This is a genomic window from Micromonospora sp. NPDC005252, assembly GCF_042872475.1.
In the GTDB taxonomy this organism is placed as follows: Bacteria; Actinomycetota; Actinomycetes; order Mycobacteriales; family Micromonosporaceae; genus Micromonospora.
Genome location: NZ_JBIAKN010000005.1, coordinates 346609 through 363413, shown reverse-complemented (window position 1 = coordinate 363413; position 16805 = coordinate 346609). Strand labels below are relative to the sequence as shown.

Genomic DNA, 16805 nt, shown 5'->3' with positions numbered 1-16805 from the left:
GCGCCCGATGTGGTGGCCCACGCCCGACCACATGCTCGGGGCCAAGAGTCGCCGACTCCGCGCCGTCGTGTCGACCCCCGGTGTGTCCGTCACGCCGCCCGTTCGGTGAAGTGCGTGGGGCTGCACCGGAGGCGTCATGTCTGATCTCCCGTCCCGCCGTACCCCGGTTCCGGGCCGTGCCCGCAGGCGCGCCATCCGGGAGCAGGCGGCCCGCAGCGGCGTCGCCTATTCGGTGGCTGCCCGGCAGCTCGAATCGGTCGGTCTGGCACCCGGCGAGACCCTCGCCACGTACGGCCGGACGATCTATCCGATCGGCGTCGACCCGTACCGTCAACTCCTCGTCGACCGCCGCGAACGGCGCTCGTTCGACGAACGGCGGGCGGACACGCGCCGGGCGGCTGCCCTGCCGGAGGGCCGCGCCGCGCACCTCGTCGACCGTTTCCCGCCCAGCCGGGGCCCGGCCGGCACGGGAGTCGGCGGGCTCTACCACGGCGAGGGTCGGCAGGAGTTGCTCGCCATGCTGTACCTCGTGGTCGCGGCCGAGTCGCCGGGGCTGCTGCCCGAGGTGGGGGACGTCGCCTGGATCGCCGAGCTGGGCGAGGACACGGCGGTCGACACGGCCTGCGCCGACGCCGACCGCGAGGCCCGTCGGCTGCTCGACCGGGAGCCGGCGCGGCTGTGGTCGGCGATCGAGGAGGCGCTCGTCGCCGCCAAGGCCGGCGTCGACTGGCAGCTCCGCCAGGGCGCGATCCGCCAGGGCGCGCTGCTGCGCACGATGATGACACCGCGGCTGGGGTACGCGGGCGAGCCGTACGTGCCGGGACTGCCGATCACCGGCGTACGGCAGATCCTCGACGCGCTGCTGATCGTGGCCGACGACGGGCACGCTCCGGGCACCCGGGTACGTCGTGTCGCGGGGACGGACGACGCTCAGCTGGCCACGATAGTCGGCGCGCGGTGGGGTTCGGCCGGGCCGCCGGTGGGCTACCTCGTCTGGCCTGACCGCGCGACGACGCCCGTGTCCGTCCCGGCCGACGGCCTGGTCGTGCTGGCCGGTCAGGAGTCCGTCGGGCGGTGAGCCGGCCAGCGTCGGGTCCACGGTCCGGAATCCGGGGTTGGTCGCCTCGCCGGCCGCTGCCATACTGACGGTGGCGCCCGTCGATGTTAGTTGGGCCCGGGGGAAGCCCTCCGCAGAGCGCGGACGGTGGGGGTCGAAACCCGGAGGCCGCGATGGACCTTGTCCCCGACGCTGACGCCCTCTCCAGCCTGGTCGACCTGCTCGGCGCCGTGCTGCAACTGACCGCCGCGGTGGTCAGTCTCGCGGCGGTCGTCACCGCTCGCGGGCGTCGTCGCCGGCGGGGCGGGATCCATAACCCTGGGGTACGACCCAGAGAGGATGACCCGCAATATCCATGTTAATCAATACGATGACCGCTATCTCGATCAGGTGCGCTCACAAGGCGTGCCGTTCCGAAGCGGAGGATTGCATGGTTCACTGGCGTACCCTCACTGGCCTGGTGGCCGCCGCGCTGGCTGCGGCCAGCCTCACCCTCGCGGCGCCCGCTGCCGCGGCCGACAGCCCCGTCACGCCGAACGTCGTCGGCGGCACCCGCGCCGCGCAGGGCGAGTTTCCGTTCATGGTGCGGCTCTCGATGGGGTGCGGCGGGGCCCTCTACAGCTCCCGGCTGGTGCTCACCGCGGCGCACTGCGTGGGCTCGACCGGCACCAACACCAGCATCACCGCGACGCTCGGGACGGTTGACCTCCAGTCGTCCAGCCGGATCACCGTCCGGTCCAACTACGTCTACCGCGCTCCCGGCTACAACGGCGCCGGGAAGGACTGGGCGCTGATTCGCCTCGCCACCCCCGTGACCGGGCTGGACACGTTGAAGATCGCCACCACGACCGCGTACGACAGCGGCACCTTCACCATCGCCGGCTGGGGTGCCGCGCGCGAGGGTGGCAGCCAGCAGCGGTACCTGCTCAAGGCCACCGTGCCGTTCGTCAGCGACTCCACCTGCAACTCCAACTACGGCGGCGACCTCATCCCCGCCGAGGAGATCTGCGCCGGCTACGCCAGCGGCGGTACGGACACCTGCCAGGGCGACTCGGGCGGCCCGATGTTCCGCCGCGACGCCACCAACGCGTGGATCCAGGTCGGCATCGTCAGCTGGGGCAACGGTTGCGCCCGACCCAACTACCCGGGTGTCTACACCCAGGTGAGCTACTTCGCCTCGTCGATCGCCTCGGCCGCGGCGAGCCTCGGCGGCTGACGACCCGCTGACGGACGACCTCGGGCGGCTCGGACGACCACGGTCCGGGCCGCCCGAGGGTGTGGCGGCACCGGCTCGCGGCTCGGCCGCGGCGCGGTCTGCCCGCTGCAGTGCGGGGTGGCCGGTGCGGGCCGGAGTGGCCCAGCCGACAGATTCGGCGGGCCGCGCGCTGCGCGCCGTCGGAGGCGGCCATGATGGGTCGGTGCAGATCCTGTCCATCCAGTCGTCGGTCGCCTACGGCCACGTCGGCAACTCGGCCGCCGTCTTTCCCCTCCAGCGACTCGGGCACGAGGTCTGGCCCGTCCTGACGGTCCACTTCTCCAACCACACCGGGTACGGCGCGTGGCGCGGGCCGCTGCTGGCGGCCGCCGACGTGGCCGAGGTGATCGCGGGCATCGCCGACCGGGGGGTTCTCGGTGGCGCCGACGCGGTGCTGTCGGGCTACCAGGGCGATCCGGCGATGGGCGCCGTGATCCTGGACGCGGTGGCCCAGGTCAAGGCTGCCAACCCGGCCGCGGTGTACTGCTGCGACCCGGTGATGGGCGACATCGGCCGGGGCATGTTCGTCCGGCCCGGCATTCCGGAGTACCTGCGCGACACAGTCGTGCCGCGCGCCGACATCATCACGCCGAACCACTTCGAGTTGGACTTCCTGGCCGGCCGCACGACGTCCTCGCTGGCGGAGGTGCTGGAGGCCGTCGACGTCGTCCGTGCCACCGGGCCGCGGCACGTCCTGGTCACCAGCGTGCTGCACAGCGACGTCCCGGCGGGCGCGCTGGAGGTGGTGGCGGTCTCCGACGAGGGCGCCTGGGCGGTGACCACCCCGCTGCTGCCGATCAGTCCGAACGGCGGGGGTGACGTCACCGCGGCGCTGTACCTGGCGCACCTGTTGACCTCCGGCTCACCCGCGACCGCGTTGGAGCAAACCATCTCCTCCGTCTTCACCGTCCTGGAGGCGACCCTCGCGGCGGGCACCCGGGAGATCCAGCTGATCGCGGCACAGGACGCGATCGCCGAGCCGCCGGCGAGGTTCACCGCCCGCCGGCTGCGCTGACAGCCGTCCGCCGCTGCGAGCCGGCGCGGGCGGTCCGCCGCTGCGAGCCGGCGCGGGCGGTCCGTCACGTCGCCGCCGCGCGGGCGGTCCGTTGTGGCGGCTCAGCGCAGCGCGTCGTCGCGCAGCACCGCGTGCGCGCCGACGGTCTGATTGACGATCTGGGTCACCCGCACGTCGACGACGACGCTGGCCAGCGCCACCGCGTCCGGTCGGCTGAGGCCGTGCAGCCGTTGCAGCAGGGTCAGCATCCCATCGAGGGCCATGAACGTCGCGTCGTCGAGGGACGCTCCCACGCCCAGCGTCAGCCAGGCGTCGGCGGTGCGGGCCACCGGGCCGGTGACCGGGAAGTCGTCGCGGACGTCGAGGGTCAGCGTCACCTCGTCCATCGGGCACTCGATCGCCGTACCGCCGACCTCACCGTCGCCCTGCGCGGCGTGCCCGTCCCCCACCGAGAACAGCGCCCCGTCGACCGGGATCGGCAGCAGCAGGGTGCTGCCGGCGGTCAGGTCCTTGCAGTCCAGGTTGCCGCCCCAGGGCCGAGGCGGAATGGTGGAGTGCTTCCCCGGCTCGGCGGGCGGCATGCCGAGCACTCCCATGAACGGGCGCAGCGCCACCGTGTGGCCATGCTGGTTGCGGCCGGTCAACGCCACCGGGTCCAGCTCCCAGGCGTGCACCACGCCGTCGGCCGCGACGCCGTAGCGCTGGTTGAACCCGCTCGCCCACCCGCCGGCCACCGTCGTTCCCCAGGTGGCTGGGACGATCGCGTCGATGCGTACCGCGAGGGTCTGGCCGGCCCGCGCACCGCGGACCGCGACCGGCCCGGTCAGCGCATGCCCGTGATCGGGCCGGTGCTGCGGGGCCCGGGGCCGGTCCCGGTTCGCCCCGCCGGGGTACGGGCCGGCCGACCACCAGCAGTCCAGGGTGCGGTAGGTGACGGTGTCGCCGGGGTCGATGGTGAGGGCCGGCGCGAGGTCGGGGGAGAAGTGACCGTGCAGGGTGTCGTCGCCGGGTGCGAGGGTGTGTCGCATCTGCGCAGGCTACGTGCCGACGCCGCGCGGCGCGACCGCTGCGGGGCGGCCGACCGCGCCCGACGGCGGCTCGTGAGCCGGTGCGCGGCCGGCCCGAGCCGGGCCGGCCGCGCACCTCGGCCGTCGGTCAGTCGACGGTCGGCGCTGCCGTTCTGGCTGCCTCGGCCAGCGCCGCGGCTGCGCCGGCGTACGGGTTGTAGCTGTAGCTGCGCGCCAGCCCGGCCGGGACCGTGAAGTACTCGGCGGACAGCTTCGCCGGGTCGCTGGCCAGCTCGCCGCGGGCGGGCACGTCGTTGCCGTCGTCCCAGCCCCAGGGGGCGTTCGCGGAGTTCGCCGAGCAGCTCCAGGTGCCGGAGCCGCAGTCGCCGGAGGTGTCGCCGGCGAACGTGCCGAGGCTGGCGAACAGGTTCGCGTTGGTCCGCTGCGCCCACAGCCCCCCGGCGGCGAAGATGTCGACGAGCTGGTACCGCACGTCGCGGTCGTTGCCGCTGCTCGGCGTCTCGGCGACCGTGGACGGGTAGTAGACCAGGCCGTCGCCGTTGATGGCGTACTGCGGATATGCCTTCAGGCCGTGCCCCTGCGCCTCCTGCGCGGTCACCGGGTGCGTGAAGGAGTCGTGCGGTGAGGTCTGGAACTGCAGGGTGCCGTCGACGCTCTCGCGGCCGCTGGTCCAGGTGCTGCCGGCCGGCGTGTACGAGTAGAAGTCGCTGTGCGCGACAGTGACCGCGCCGCGCAGGACGCCGTACGGGGAGCCGTCGCGCTCGATCGCGAAGAGGACCCCCTCGCCGTCGTTCTCGTGTTCGGTCTCGAAGAACGGGTGATCGGTCCAGTCCCGAGGGTGGAAGAACAGGTACGTGATGTACCAGTGCGTGCTCGTCTCCACGACGGAGTAGTACGCGTGCGCCGCGAGCGAGGTGCCGGACTGGCCGGCGCGGTCCCAGTTGTTGCGCCCGTTGAGATCGCCGTCGAAGTCCACGGCGGTGAGATAGTCGGACTGGCCGCCCAGGGCGTGGGCACCGGTGGCGTCGACGTCCTGGTAGTGGACGGGCGCCCAGCGCAGGGCCAACTCGGCCCGGCTGACGGCGGCGGTGGCGGGTGCCGGCGCCGTGAGCGGGGCGACGGTCAGCGCCGCCGCGGCGGCCGTCGCGGTCAGTGCCCTCGCCACCCGGCTTCGCCGGTTCGTGCTGCTTCTGTCGCGCATGGTGTGCTCCCGCATCGAATTGACAGGCCACGATGGATGATCGTCGGCGGAGGGGTCCGGCACGTGTCCCTGCGGCGAGGAGCAGGCAGCCGCTTCTCGACGGGCTCGCGTCCGACGACCCGGTGCCGCCGCCGCTCACCGGTTGGCCAGATTGTATTGATGCCCATCGAATGCGATGCTGGGGGTCGGTCGCGCTCGGGAGCCAGCGCGCCCGTTCTTCTCCGGATCCGGGGACGCGCGAGGTGGCCACACCCCCCGCGCCGGGCAGTCCTCGTCAGCGGCCGCATGCCGATCGCCGTCGGGCGGCCGCCGTACGTCCGGCCCCGTAGGGTCGGTCGCCCATCCGCGACCGCGACGGCGACGGTTTCCCCGGAGGTACCGATGCTCCGCATCGTCCTGGCAGTCACGACCATGGCGCTGGCCGGCTGGGCCGGCACGACCGGCTCCGCCGAGGCAGCGCCGGCGCCGGCGGTCACGCCCACACCCACCCTGTCGCCGTCACCGACCCCGACCTGCCCGCCGGCCATCCCGATCAGCGCCTCGGTGACCGCGGTGACCACCACCAGCGTGACGTTGTCGTACTCGATCCTGTTCCGCCCGCCCTGCGGTTACGACCCGCCGATGACCGTCCGACTCTTCGCCAGCCGGGAGGACGCCCAACAGTGGCAGGCTCCGGTGGCGCAGGCCGTCACCGGGCCCGAGCGCAACGGGGTCGTGACCATCGGCCAGCTGACGCCCGACACCGAGTACTGGTACCGGTTCAGCGACGCCGAGGGCCGTCGGGACCCGTACCTGGTCGGACCGGCCCGGACCGCTCCGTTGACGGCGTGCCGGGCGACGGCCACCATCGACTCCCGCTGGGGCACCGGCTTCGTCGCCACGGTGACGGTGCGCAGCACCGGGACGCAGGCGCTGGACCGGTGGAGCGTCTCCTGGCGGTGGGCCGGCGACGAGCGCATCCAGACGGTCTGGGGCGGGGTCGTCGAGACGGTCGGCGCCGACGTCACGGTTCGCAACGCCTTCTACAACGGGACACTCGCGCCGGGCGGCGCGACGACGTTCGGCGTGCTCGTGACCACCAGCGCGGTCCCCGACGGGATGACGCTGGCCTGCGGCCGCTGACCGGTCACCCGGCCGTGGCCCGCGCCCGTCAGGGTTTGCGGGCCACGGCGCCGTAGGCGTCGATCCCCTCGGCGTCGGCGTCGTCCGGGCGCCACAGCGGGATCGGCACGAGGCCGGGCTCCACCATCGTCAGCCCGGAGAAGCAACTGGCGAGATCCTCCGGGCTGCGCAGGATGTACGGCACACCACCGTTATCGGCCAACCGCTGCGCGCCGGAGACCACCGCCGGGCTGGTGTTGGTGCCGTCCCAGAGCACCAGGTGGCTGCCGGACGCGGTCGCGTCCATCGTCCGCCCGACGATCGAACGCACCACGTCCAGGTCCGGCTCGTACCCCAGCACACCCATGAACATGACCGCGATCGGCTGGTCGAAGTCCAGCGTCCGCGCCGCCTCGGCGAGGATCCTCTCCGGGTCGTGGTAGTCGGCCGGAACGTACGTGGTGACGCCCTGCGGGGTCGTGCTGGCCAGCAACGCGCGGGCGTGCACGAGGACCATCGGGTCGTTGTCGACGTAGACGATCCGCGAGTCGGGCGTGACGTCCTGGGCGACCGCGTGGGTGTTCTGCATGGTGGGCAGGCCCGTGCCGATGTCCAGGAACTGCCGGATGCCCGCCTCGGCGGCCAGATGCCGTACGGCCCGCACCAGGAACCGGCGGGACTGCTGCGCCATCACGACGATCTCCGGGTAGACCTCGGCGACCGCGTCACCGGCCGCCCGGTCGGACTGGAAGTTGTCCTTCCCGCCCATCCAGTAGTTCCAGATCCGCGCCGCGTGCGGCACGTCGGGCTGAAGCGTCGTGGTGAGTTCGGCGTCCGGGCCGGCCATGCCAGGCTCCTATCGAGGGGTTCGTCGGGGTGGGTGGCACTCCGGATTGTCCACGATCGACGGTGCCGGCCCGGACCGGGTCACGGCGCGTCCACGACCTCCCGGCCCAGCGGCCAGAACGCCGCGGGGACGAGCTTGAAGTTGGCGACGCCGAAGGGGATTCCGATGATGGTGACGCAGAGCGCGATGCCCGCGAGGATGTGGGACAGGGCGAGCCACCAGCCCGCCAGCACCACCCACAGCACATTCGCCAGCCCGGAGCCGACGCCCGCGCCCGGCTTGGGCACCAGGGTGCGACCAAAGGGCCACAACGAGTAGACAGCGAGGCGCAACGAGGCGACGCCGAACGGGATGGTGATGACCAGGACGAAGCAGACCAGCGCGGCGAAGCCGTAGCCGATCGCCAGCACGAGGCCACCACCGAAGACGAGCCACAGGACGTTCAGGACGAAGCGAATCACCCCTTCAGCATGAGCGACGCGCGCCACCGGGGGCCCGGCCGCCGTCAGTCCGGCAGCCCGCCGCAGGCGACACCGTCGATCGTGCACGCCGTGGGCGTCGCGCCGACCGCCGCGCCGTTGACCCGGAACGTCACACGGACCGAGGCGCTGCCCGGCACCTGCCCGACGCTTCCGTCCGGCACGAACGTCCACACCGCGCCGTCCTGCGTGGCCCGCGCGCCCTGGACCGCGCTGACGCGCAGCGACTCCCGGGGCAGCGTGATGGCCAGCGTCCACTGCGTCACCGGAGCCGGCCTCGGATTGCTGACGGTCACGGCGGCGCCGTAGCTGAGCAGGGCCTGGTCCTCGATGGCGAAGTCGGCGCCGAGAGCGGCCGGGGTCGGCGACGCCGACGAGGGGGGCGCGGCCGGCGCGCTGGTCGGCGGCTCGACGGGCGGCGGGGCCGCGTTGACCGACGGCGGCGCGGACGTGGGCGTGCTGCTGGCCGCCGGCTTCGCCTGCCCCCGGGGTGTACCGGCCCCGGGGGTGCCCAACTGGTCCACCGACGGGGGCGGATCGAGGGTCACCGGCGCCAACTGCTCCGGCGTGCGCACCACACCGATGATGGAGATCACCGTCGCCACCACCACACCGAGCGCCGCGAGCACGGCGATCCAGGTGGCCCGTGACACATCGCCCCGGCCGGTGACCACCCGCCGTACGGCTGCGGCGGCGGCCACGATCCGGTCCAGCAGAATGATCGCCACAGTACGCCGTGGCTGCGGCGGTGTTGCCGGCACTGCCTCTCCCCTTCACTTCATTCCCGGACGCCAACCCGCGACCGCTGGGTCGCGGTGGCACCCGGCCGTCACAGGGCGCGCAACCCGACAAGTATCGACTCGAGCAGCTCCTGCGACGGCAGCTCCGACAGCGTCGGTGGTTCGTGCGTCTCGACCAGACCCGCCCCGAGCAGGTCACCGAGGAGGACCCGGACGGTGCCCAGGGGCAGATCCAGCTCGGCGCTGACCTCGGCCACCGACACTGGATGGTGACACAGCTCGACGATCCGCGCCTGTTCGGGGAAGAGTGCCGTGGGCGGTGTGGCCTGCCGCCGCGCGACGACCAGCGAGATGAGGTCGAAGCGGCCCCGCTCGGGTGCGGTGCGCCCACCGGTCATCGTGTACGGACGGGCCACCGGGCCGGCGTCGTCGTCGTACCACGCCTCGTCAGCGGAGCCGGCGCTGTGCACCAGAGTCCCCGCTTCTCGCCGCGGAGGCCGGGCCCAGGGTGATCGGCAGGTGCCGTTCGGCCTGCCCCACGAAGAGCGCGACCTCGTACGCCATGTCACCCACCTCGGTCTCGTCGCCGGCGATCCGGACGGTGAGGATCGTCCCGTTCGGAATGGTGGCGACGAACAGGAACGCCCGCGACATCTGCACGACGATCTGGCGCAGCCCGCCCGCGTCGCAGGTCCGGGTGGCGGCCAGCCCCAACGCCAGCAGACCGGCGACCACGCCGGAGATCTGTTCGGCCAGCTTCGGCTCCACCCGTCGGGAACCGCCGAGCGGGAGCCCGTCCGGGGAGAGCACGACGGCGAACTCCGCCCCGCGTACCCGGTCGACCAGACGGTCCAGCGCGTCGGTCAGGCTGTCCGCGGTGACCACTGCATGCGTCATCGATGTCTCCTCGTTGCTCTCGTGACCGGCAGCTCGACGGTGTCGGGGCCGGTGCTGCCGGGTTCGGGCCCGGTCGGCCCGGATTCGGGCCCGGCGGCCCGGGACTGGCGGACCCGCATCGGCAACTCGCCGGCACCGCCCGCCCGGCCCGCGTCGGGCGCGTGGGGCCCGCTGTGACCCGACCGGCGCGCGGGGCCGGGGACCGCCACGGCAGGTGCGCCGGTCACCGTGACCAGTTGCGCCGGCAGGTGCACGATCGCGGCCGTCCCGCCGCGCCGGCTGGGCCGCAACGTGACCCGGGCACCGCAGCGGGCGGCCAGCAGGGCGACGGTGTGCAACCCCGTGGCGTCGGCGGGCGGGTGGGTCGGCGGGTTCGTGAGCAGGTGGTTGGCCTCGCTCAGCGCTGTCGCGTCGAGGCCGGGACCGTCGTCGACCACCACGACCGCGCAGCCGTGCGGCCGGTGCTCACCAGCGACCCGGACGGTGGTGTCCGGGGGCGAGTAGGCCAGGGCGTTCTCGATCAGCTCGGCCAGCAGGTGTACGACGTCCGTGACGGCCGGCCCGGCGAGCGACCACGGCCAGTGCGGCGCGACCAGGACGCGGTGGTACTCCGGCACCTCGGCGACCGCGCCGCGCGTGACGTCGAGCAGGGGGACCGGGCGCCGCCAGCGGCGGGCCGGGGTCGCGCCGGCGAGGGTGATCACCTTCTCCACGTTGCGGCGGATCCGGGTGGTGAGGTGGTCGAGCTGGAACAGCTCGTCGGCCTCCTCGGCGCTGTGCTCCCGCCGCTGCATCGCGTCCAGCAGGTCGAGCTGATCGCGGAGCAGAACCTGGTTGCGCCGGGTGACCCGCAGGAACAGCTCCCCGGCGCGACGGTCCTCGACCGGCCGGCTGCCGGCCTGACCGCCGCCGGCCTGACCGCCGCCGGCCTGACCGCCGCCGGCCTGACCGCCGCCGGCCTGACCGCCGCCGGCCTGACCGCTGCCGGCCTGACCGCCGCCGGTCTGACCGGCGGGCGGCTGGTCGTCGGCGGGTGGGACCGGGGCCGGCTCGGGCCGGCTCGGGTCGGTGCCCGAGCGGGCCCGCTCGTCGGTCAGGCGGCGCACGGTGGCGGCCCAGCCGAGCAGCACCGCCAGCACGGCGATCAGCCCGAGCCCCACCACCGCGCCGGTCCGCCCGACGATCACCGCGGCGCCCGGCGTGGCCCGTTCGACGCTCCCGCGGGCGGTGGTCGTCACCAGCTCGTGCAGAGCGCCGAGGGCCGCGTCCGCCGCCGCCCGCCAGTCCGCCGCGCTGATCCCGCGCAGCGCGTCGACCCGGTCCGTCTGCAGCAGCGCGTCCTCCACGGCGAGTAGACCCGCGAACTCCGGGCCCGCCGCGAGACGCTGGTGCGCGCCCCGGCCGCCGGCCGGCAGGCCGGCCGCCGCCTCGGCGCGGGCGTACCGCTGGGTGGTCACCAGCTCGACAAGCCGGCGCCGCTCCTCGGCGTTGATCCGACCGCTCAGGACGGCCGCGCTGACCAGGGTGTCCTCCCGGGCGAGCAACTCGCGGGCGCGGGCCAGCGCGATCACCGCGCGGGTCTCGACCGCCAACCTGCTCTCGTACGCGCCCCACTCCGGTCCGTACACGTCGAAGGCGGCGTCGACGAGTTGGTCGTACCCGTCGATCGCCCCGGTGCGGTCGAGGTACCCGGCGTCCACCTGGGACCGGACGGCGCCCAGCCCGTTCAACCGCCGGACGAGCGCCTCGGCCCGGTCGCGTACCGCCCCGGCGCTGAGCAGGCGCAGATCGCGGCCGGTCGGAAACGCCCGGACGTCCGCCGCCGCCCGGTCGGTCACCTCGCGGGCGCCGGCCAGCGCGGTCCGCGCCGGCGCCGACCTGGCCAGCGACTCGGCGGTCACCCGGCGCTCGGTCTGCAGGCCGAGGATCAGCCGGTCGATGGGCTGGCCCAGGGTGTCGGCCAGGGTCCGCACCCGCAGCAGGTCGACCGCGTCCTGACCGGTCAGGTAGGCCGCGTACGACCAGAGCGTGAGCAGCACCGCCGCCGCGGCGACGAGCCGGATCCGCAGTCGCCGTTCGGGGGTGCGCGTCACGTCGCGCTCCGTCCGGTCCGCGGTGACCCGTGGCGCTTCCGGCTCATCGCGCCGACCGCTGCGGCCAGGGCTGCCCGGCGGCGTCGCTGGCCCGGTCGGCGACGACGGTCCGCAGCAGCGCCAGCAGCTCCGCACGGTTGGCGCAGTTCAGCCGGTTGCGCATGCGGGCCACGTGGTGCTCCACGGTCTTCGCCGAGATGAACAGCCGATCACCGATCTCCCGGTAGGTCAGTCCGGCCAGCACCAACTCGGCCACCTCGTACTCCCGGTCGCTGAGCCCTTGCTGGGTGGGGGCGGCGATGGCGCCCGCCGCCGGGGTGGCGCTCTCGCCGGCCGCCGGTAGCGGCCCACCGGTGGCGGCGGCCGGCCGGCCCTGGAGCACCCGGGCGCACTCCAGCAGGGTGGTCATCGCCCGCCGGTCGGAGGTGCGGATCGCGGCCTGCCCGGCGAGGCGCGCGCCGTCCCAGCACAGTCCGGTGTCGTGCAGGCCACGGGCGGCGGCCTCCACCCGCACCGGGTCGACCACGCCCCGCAGCACCTCGACCCAGCTCTCGGCGGCCGCGGCGACCACGGCGGCGTAGCGGCTGTGGTCCGCGGCGGCCAGCAGGGCGGTGACGTGGTCGTCGGCGGCCGCCGGCTCGCCGCTCAGGATGGCCGCGTGCAACCCGCTCCAGTGCAGCGGGACGCTCCACAGTGTGGGGGCGCCGAGCCGGTCGAGCAGCGCCCGGCCCTCCCGCAGGTACGGCGCCAACCGGGCGGCGTCGCCCAGCCGTGCGCCCGCGATGGCCAGTTCGCCCAGCGGCAGCAGCGTGAACAGGTCGACGGGATGGCGAACCACCGCCTCCAGGGCCTGGCCCCACCCCCGCTTGAGCGCACCGAGGTCGCTGGTGCGCCGGCCGATGCCCATCCGCAGCGCGGCGGCGAAGAGCAGGTCACGGGACTCCAACGGCCGCTCGTCGGCGGTCACCGTGGCGAGGCGTTCGGCCGCCGCGAGCGTCTGGCCCCGGACCATGAGGATCCAGGCCTGCAACAGCCGGTGCCGGCGGGCCATCAGCGGACCGCCGACTCCGGCCGCCTGCGCCCGGTGCAGCACCTGCTCGGCGATGTCCAGCTCGCCGGAGTGCACGGCGGTCAGGGCGGCCAGCGCGGCGGGACTGTCCGGCAGGAGCGCCGCCCGGCCGTCCGGCTCCAGCAGCGCGGCGGCCTGGACGAGGGCGGAGAGCGCCGCGCTCGGCGTGCCGGTGACGCTCTCGCGTACGCCCTGGGCCATCAGCCGGGCGGCGCTGGCGTGCAGGGTGGGCGGTTCGACGGCCGACCCGTCCACCGGCGGCCCGGCGGCGGTCAGATCGCCGGTGGCGAGCCCGCCGACGGTGGCGTACGCCAGCGACGAGGCGCTGCCCGACCACCGGTACAGCTCGACGCTGCGGCCGGTGTGGCCGCGGTGCGCCAGAGCGGTCGCGGCCACCACGGCCGCCTCGGCGCGGTCCGTCGGATCGGTGGCGGCCAGCAGCCGGTCCGCCAGGCGCAGCGCGTCGTCGAGGTTGCCGGCGAGCGCGGCGGCGAGAGCCTGCCGGGCGCTCGTCGGGTGCCCGGCCGCGGTGGCGGCGGCGAACAGGTCGGCGGCGAAGGCCGGCTCGTCGGCCAGCGCCTCCTGCGCCGCCGCGGCCAGCGTCGGGGCCGGGCAGTCGCCGAGCACGCCCACCGCGAGCAGCGAGCGCACCAGCGGCAGCACCGGGCCGCCCCGGGCGAGCTGCAACTCGGTGAGGCGACGCCAGACCGCGCTGCGCTCGGTGGCCGGGCTGAGCGTGGTGACGGCCCGCCGGACGATCGGCGTGAGCCGGCCGTCGGCGCCGATCAGCCCGGCGGCCCGGGTCGTGGCGATCAGCTCGTCGACCGCCTCCGGCTCCTGGTCGAGCAGCGGGCCGAGCATGGTCACCGGCAGCGGTACGCCGGCCGCGACCGCGAGCAGCAGCCGTCGTACGGCGGTGGGCTGGATCTCCAGCTCCGGTGCGAATTCGAGGACGACGGACCGGGGTGGTTCGGCCGGGGCGCTGGTCAGGCCCGGGACTGTGCGCAGGCCCCGGGTCAGCCGCTCGACGTCGCGGGGGACGCCACCGGTCTGCGTGTGCACGAAGTCGACCAGGTCGCCACGGTGGGCCAGCTCGGGCGCGGCGGCGGCGAGGTGGGCCGCGGTCTGCTCCCGAGCGTACGGGCCGAGCAGCACGGCCTGCCCTTCGCGGCGCAGCGCGTCGGTCAGCTCGGAGAGGGCCGCCGACCGGGGCCAGGGCCGGTGGGCGACGACCAGTCGGTGTCGACGGGTGGCGACCAGGCCCAGCAGCACGCCGATCCGCTCGTCGTCGAGCAGGTGCGCGTCGTCGACCAGCAGCAGCTCGGCCGGGTCGACGGGATCGCCCGGCTGCGGGACGCCCGTCCGCACGGTGACCCCGGCCCGTTGCTGGCTGCGCGTCAGCTCGGCGAGCAGCGCGGTCTTGCCGTGACCGGCGGGGCCGGCCAGCCCGACCAGGAGCGGGCCGGTCGGATCGTCGGCGACCCGGTTTAGCAGGGCCCGGGGTGCTCTGCCGAGCACCAGTCGGGACTCGACGACGTCATTCATGATCATTGTGGTCATCCTTCGCGTCCCCGGCTGAGCGTCAGTGCCAGGCGGGACGCCTTCGGCAGGTCGAGGGGGAGGATCCGGACCGGAGGGCGGGGTGGCGGCTCGCCCGGATCGGTGGCGTGGTCCCGGGGTCGTCGCAGGGCCGGGATGGTGGCCCGGCCGGAGCCGGCGACCGGTGCCGGATCGCGGACCGGAGTGGGGTGCCGGGGGCGGGGTGACACCACCTGGCAGGCCGCGCTCGCCGCCCCGATGGCGGCGGTCAGCTGCGCGTCCGGCTCCACCTCGACCGGGACCGGAAGCGCCGCGGTGATCAGCTCGGTGACCAGCGGGATGCGGGCCGAGCCGCCGGCCAGCAGGACGCCGTCGAGCTGCGTCGGCGTCAGGCCGGCGCCGTGCACGGTGCGCAACAGGAGGTCCACTGTGGCCTGCACGGTCGGGCGGATCATGGCCTCGAACTGCGCGCGGGTCACCGGTATCCGCGCCGGGCCGGTCGGCAGGCTCAGCACCACGTCGGCGGCCAGCTCGACGGTCAGCGCCCGCTTGACCCGGTCGCACTCGGCCGGCAGCCCGCGCAGGGCGGCGTGGTGCTCCCGACGGCCGGTGGCGGCCAGCTCCCGCGACAGCACGGTGCGTACGTGGCTGGCCAGCAGTTCGTCGAAGTCGGCGCCGCCGATCGGGTCGAGCCCCTGCGGGGTGCCGAAGCTCTCGTAGGTGCCGCGCGAGGTGCGCCGCACCAGGGCCGCCTCGAAACTGGCGCCGCCCAACGCGTAGACGGCGGCCGTGGTGCCCGCGAACCCGCGGGCCGCATGGCTCTCGGCGACCGTGACCGTACGCGGCAGCAGCGTGACGGTGCGCAGACCGAGGTCGACGAGCGCCCGGTGCAGCAGCTCCCGCCGGTACGGCCGCCAGGCCGCCGGGTGGCTGAGCACGACCGCCCCGGCCGGGCCGCCCTCCACGGCGTGCACCTGCTCCACCACCCACGCGGCCAGTTCCGCGGTGAGCGTCTGCGGCGCGCACGGCTCGCCGCCCAGCAGCAGGGGCACGTCGTCGCCGATGCGGCGGACGAAGTCCCTGGTGGTGCGGCTGCCGTCGTCGGTGACGGGCCCGCCGATGTGCAGGGCGCCGTCCTCGGCCAGGTGCAGCACCGACGGTACGAGGGGCGAGCCGGCGTTGAGCGGAACAGCCTCCGGGCGCGTCCAGGTCCGGCCGTCGCGCCGTGCGACGGCGGCGGCGGTGTTGGTGCTTCCGATGTCGATCCCCAGGACGTACGGCATCCGTCTCTTCTCTTTCCGCGAGTTGGCCGGCTGGTGGCGATGGCGTCGGCGCTGCCCGGCGACCCACCCCCGGCGAAACCCGCGGGCTCCTACGTTCGTACCAGAGATCGCTCCCCGGTCGGGACCCTAATCTGCCCGGGACGGTTTCCCCCAGTCCCCCTAACGGTGGAGCCGATCAAGGCCCTAACGCGGCCGGATCGGATGCGGGCCGAGCCCCGATGTCCGGGATCGGCCCCCGCAATAACGTCACTGTCGACGAACGACGGTCGCCGACGCCAATCCGAGGAGAACCGGCACATGGACTCGCAACAGACCCTCCACGACTTCGTGCTCGACCTGCTGACCAACCCCGACGCGCGGTCGGCCTTCGACCTCGACCCGGAGGGCGCGCTGCACTCCGCAGGGCTCAGTGACATCACCGCCGCCGACGTGCAGGACGTGGTGCCGCTCGTGGTCGACTACGCGCCGGGACAGGGCCTCGCGCCGATGGTTCCGGCCGTCGGGCAGCTCGGGTTCGACCCGCTGGTGACCGACACCACCGACGTGGTCGGCCAGCTGCAGAGCGTGGCGCAGCAGATCAGCATCACCAGCTCGCCCGCCGGGGTGGACGTCAAGGCCGGAGTGCTCGGCGCCATCGCCGTGGACCCGACGACCGTCGCCGCCGGGGTGACCGTGCTTCCGGGTCTCGGCCTGGGCGTCGGCCCGAGCGGCCTCGACACCGACCTGACCGGCGTGGCCGACGTGGCGCACACCCTCGACGCGGACGCGGTGCAGCCGGTCGACGGCATCGCCGACCCGGTGCTGGGCGGCGTGACCGGCACCGTCGGGGACCCGACCGGTGTACTCGGCGTCACCGACCCGGTGCTCGGCGGCGACGTGACCGGCGGTGTCCTCTCCGGCGTGCACGGTCAGGTCGACGGCATCGTCGGCTCCCTCGGTGTCCACGACACCCTGGGTGGCCTGGGCCTCGGGCACGGCGCCGTCGGCGGTGTGGTGCCGCCGGTCGACGTCCCGTCCGTGGTGGGCGGCGTCACGCACCACGTGGACAGTCTCCTCCCCGGTGTCACCGGCACGGTCGGTGACGTGACCGGAGGGGTCACCGACGGTGTGACCGGCGACCTGCACGACGGGGGGCCCGCCTCGTCGGACCACGGGCTGCTGGGCATCACCGGCGGTCTGCTCTGACGGGGATTCCCGTCGG

General features: G+C 74.5%; 15 protein-coding genes. 5 read left to right on the top strand and 10 right to left on the bottom strand.

What is annotated here, in order from left to right:
• Positions 1-136: 136 nt before the first annotated feature.
• The 3 genes from ACFYPH_RS17765 to pdxY all read left to right on the top strand — a co-directional run bounded on the left by ACFYPH_RS17765 (position 137) and on the right by pdxY (position 3327).
• Positions 137-1078, top strand: coding sequence for a hypothetical protein (locus ACFYPH_RS17765; RefSeq protein ID WP_387182920.1), 942 nt, complete (start codon positions 137-139; stop codon positions 1076-1078).
• 409 nt (positions 1079-1487) lie between these two features.
• A complete protein-coding gene (locus ACFYPH_RS17760; protein WP_355066030.1) occupies positions 1488-2273 on the top strand; it encodes a serine protease in 786 nt (261 codons plus the stop codon).
• A 202-nt stretch (positions 2274-2475) separates the two neighbouring features.
• On the top strand, positions 2476-3327 hold the full coding sequence (gene pdxY / locus ACFYPH_RS17755; protein WP_354863366.1) for a pyridoxal kinase PdxY: 852 nt from the start codon (positions 2476-2478) through the stop codon (positions 3325-3327).
• 101 nt (positions 3328-3428) lie between these two features.
• On the opposite strand, the gene ACFYPH_RS17750 is transcribed toward pdxY, so the two are convergent.
• Together ACFYPH_RS17750 and ACFYPH_RS17745 are read right to left on the bottom strand one after the other, a co-directional pair.
• On the bottom strand, positions 3429-4355 hold the full coding sequence (locus ACFYPH_RS17750; RefSeq protein ID WP_354863365.1) for an acetamidase/formamidase family protein: 927 nt from the start codon (positions 4353-4355) through the stop codon (positions 3429-3431).
• A 127-nt stretch (positions 4356-4482) separates the two neighbouring features.
• Entirely contained in the window at positions 4483-5556 is a 1074-nt protein-coding gene (locus ACFYPH_RS17745) for a hypothetical protein (protein ID WP_387182915.1), read from the bottom strand.
• Positions 5557-5937: 381 nt separating this feature from the next.
• Between ACFYPH_RS17745 and ACFYPH_RS17740 the strand changes: the two genes are divergently transcribed.
• A complete protein-coding gene (locus tag ACFYPH_RS17740) occupies positions 5938-6678 on the top strand; it encodes a cellulose binding domain-containing protein (RefSeq protein WP_355069221.1) in 741 nt (246 codons plus the stop codon).
• A 28-nt stretch (positions 6679-6706) separates the two neighbouring features.
• Here ACFYPH_RS17740 and ACFYPH_RS17735 read toward each other — a convergent pair whose 3' ends face one another.
• From ACFYPH_RS17735 to ACFYPH_RS17700, 8 genes are all read right to left on the bottom strand, one after another.
• A complete protein-coding gene (locus tag ACFYPH_RS17735) occupies positions 6707-7504 on the bottom strand; it encodes an SAM-dependent methyltransferase (protein ID WP_363940437.1) in 798 nt (265 codons plus the stop codon).
• An 80-nt stretch (positions 7505-7584) separates the two neighbouring features.
• Positions 7585-7965 carry a YccF domain-containing protein gene (locus ACFYPH_RS17730; protein ID WP_354863332.1) on the bottom strand — a complete coding sequence of 127 codons (381 nt, stop codon included), beginning with the start codon at positions 7963-7965 and terminating at the stop codon, positions 7585-7587.
• Between the two features lie 44 nt (positions 7966-8009).
• Positions 8010-8711: a cellulose binding domain-containing protein gene (locus ACFYPH_RS17725; RefSeq protein ID WP_387182911.1), complete on the bottom strand. Its 702-nt coding sequence runs from the start codon at positions 8709-8711 to the stop codon at positions 8010-8012.
• Positions 8712-8812: 101 nt separating this feature from the next.
• Positions 8813-9193, bottom strand: a complete 381-nt coding sequence (locus tag ACFYPH_RS17720; RefSeq protein WP_354863330.1) for a DUF742 domain-containing protein — start codon at positions 9191-9193, stop codon at positions 8813-8815.
• Positions 9171-9620: a roadblock/LC7 domain-containing protein gene (locus ACFYPH_RS17715; RefSeq protein ID WP_355069227.1), complete on the bottom strand. Its 450-nt coding sequence runs from the start codon at positions 9618-9620 to the stop codon at positions 9171-9173. Before ACFYPH_RS17715 ends, ACFYPH_RS17720 begins: the two co-directional genes overlap by 23 nt.
• The gene (locus tag ACFYPH_RS17710; RefSeq protein WP_387182908.1) at positions 9617-11713 is read right to left on the bottom strand and encodes a nitrate- and nitrite sensing domain-containing protein; all 2097 of its coding nucleotides are present in this window, start codon (positions 11711-11713) and stop codon (positions 9617-9619) included. Before ACFYPH_RS17710 ends, ACFYPH_RS17715 begins: the two co-directional genes overlap by 4 nt.
• A gap of 43 nt (positions 11714-11756) precedes the next feature.
• Positions 11757-14333 carry a LuxR C-terminal-related transcriptional regulator gene (locus ACFYPH_RS17705; RefSeq protein WP_355068762.1) on the bottom strand — a complete coding sequence of 859 codons (2577 nt, stop codon included), beginning with the start codon at positions 14331-14333 and terminating at the stop codon, positions 11757-11759.
• 5 nt (positions 14334-14338) lie between these two features.
• On the bottom strand, positions 14339-15604 hold the full coding sequence (locus ACFYPH_RS17700) for an Hsp70 family protein (RefSeq protein WP_387182905.1): 1266 nt from the start codon (positions 15602-15604) through the stop codon (positions 14339-14341).
• A gap of 297 nt (positions 15605-15901) precedes the next feature.
• Between ACFYPH_RS17700 and ACFYPH_RS17695 the strand changes: the two genes are divergently transcribed.
• Entirely contained in the window at positions 15902-16789 is an 888-nt protein-coding gene (locus ACFYPH_RS17695; RefSeq protein WP_387182902.1) for an IniB N-terminal domain-containing protein, read from the top strand.
• Positions 16790-16805 lie beyond the last annotated feature (16 nt).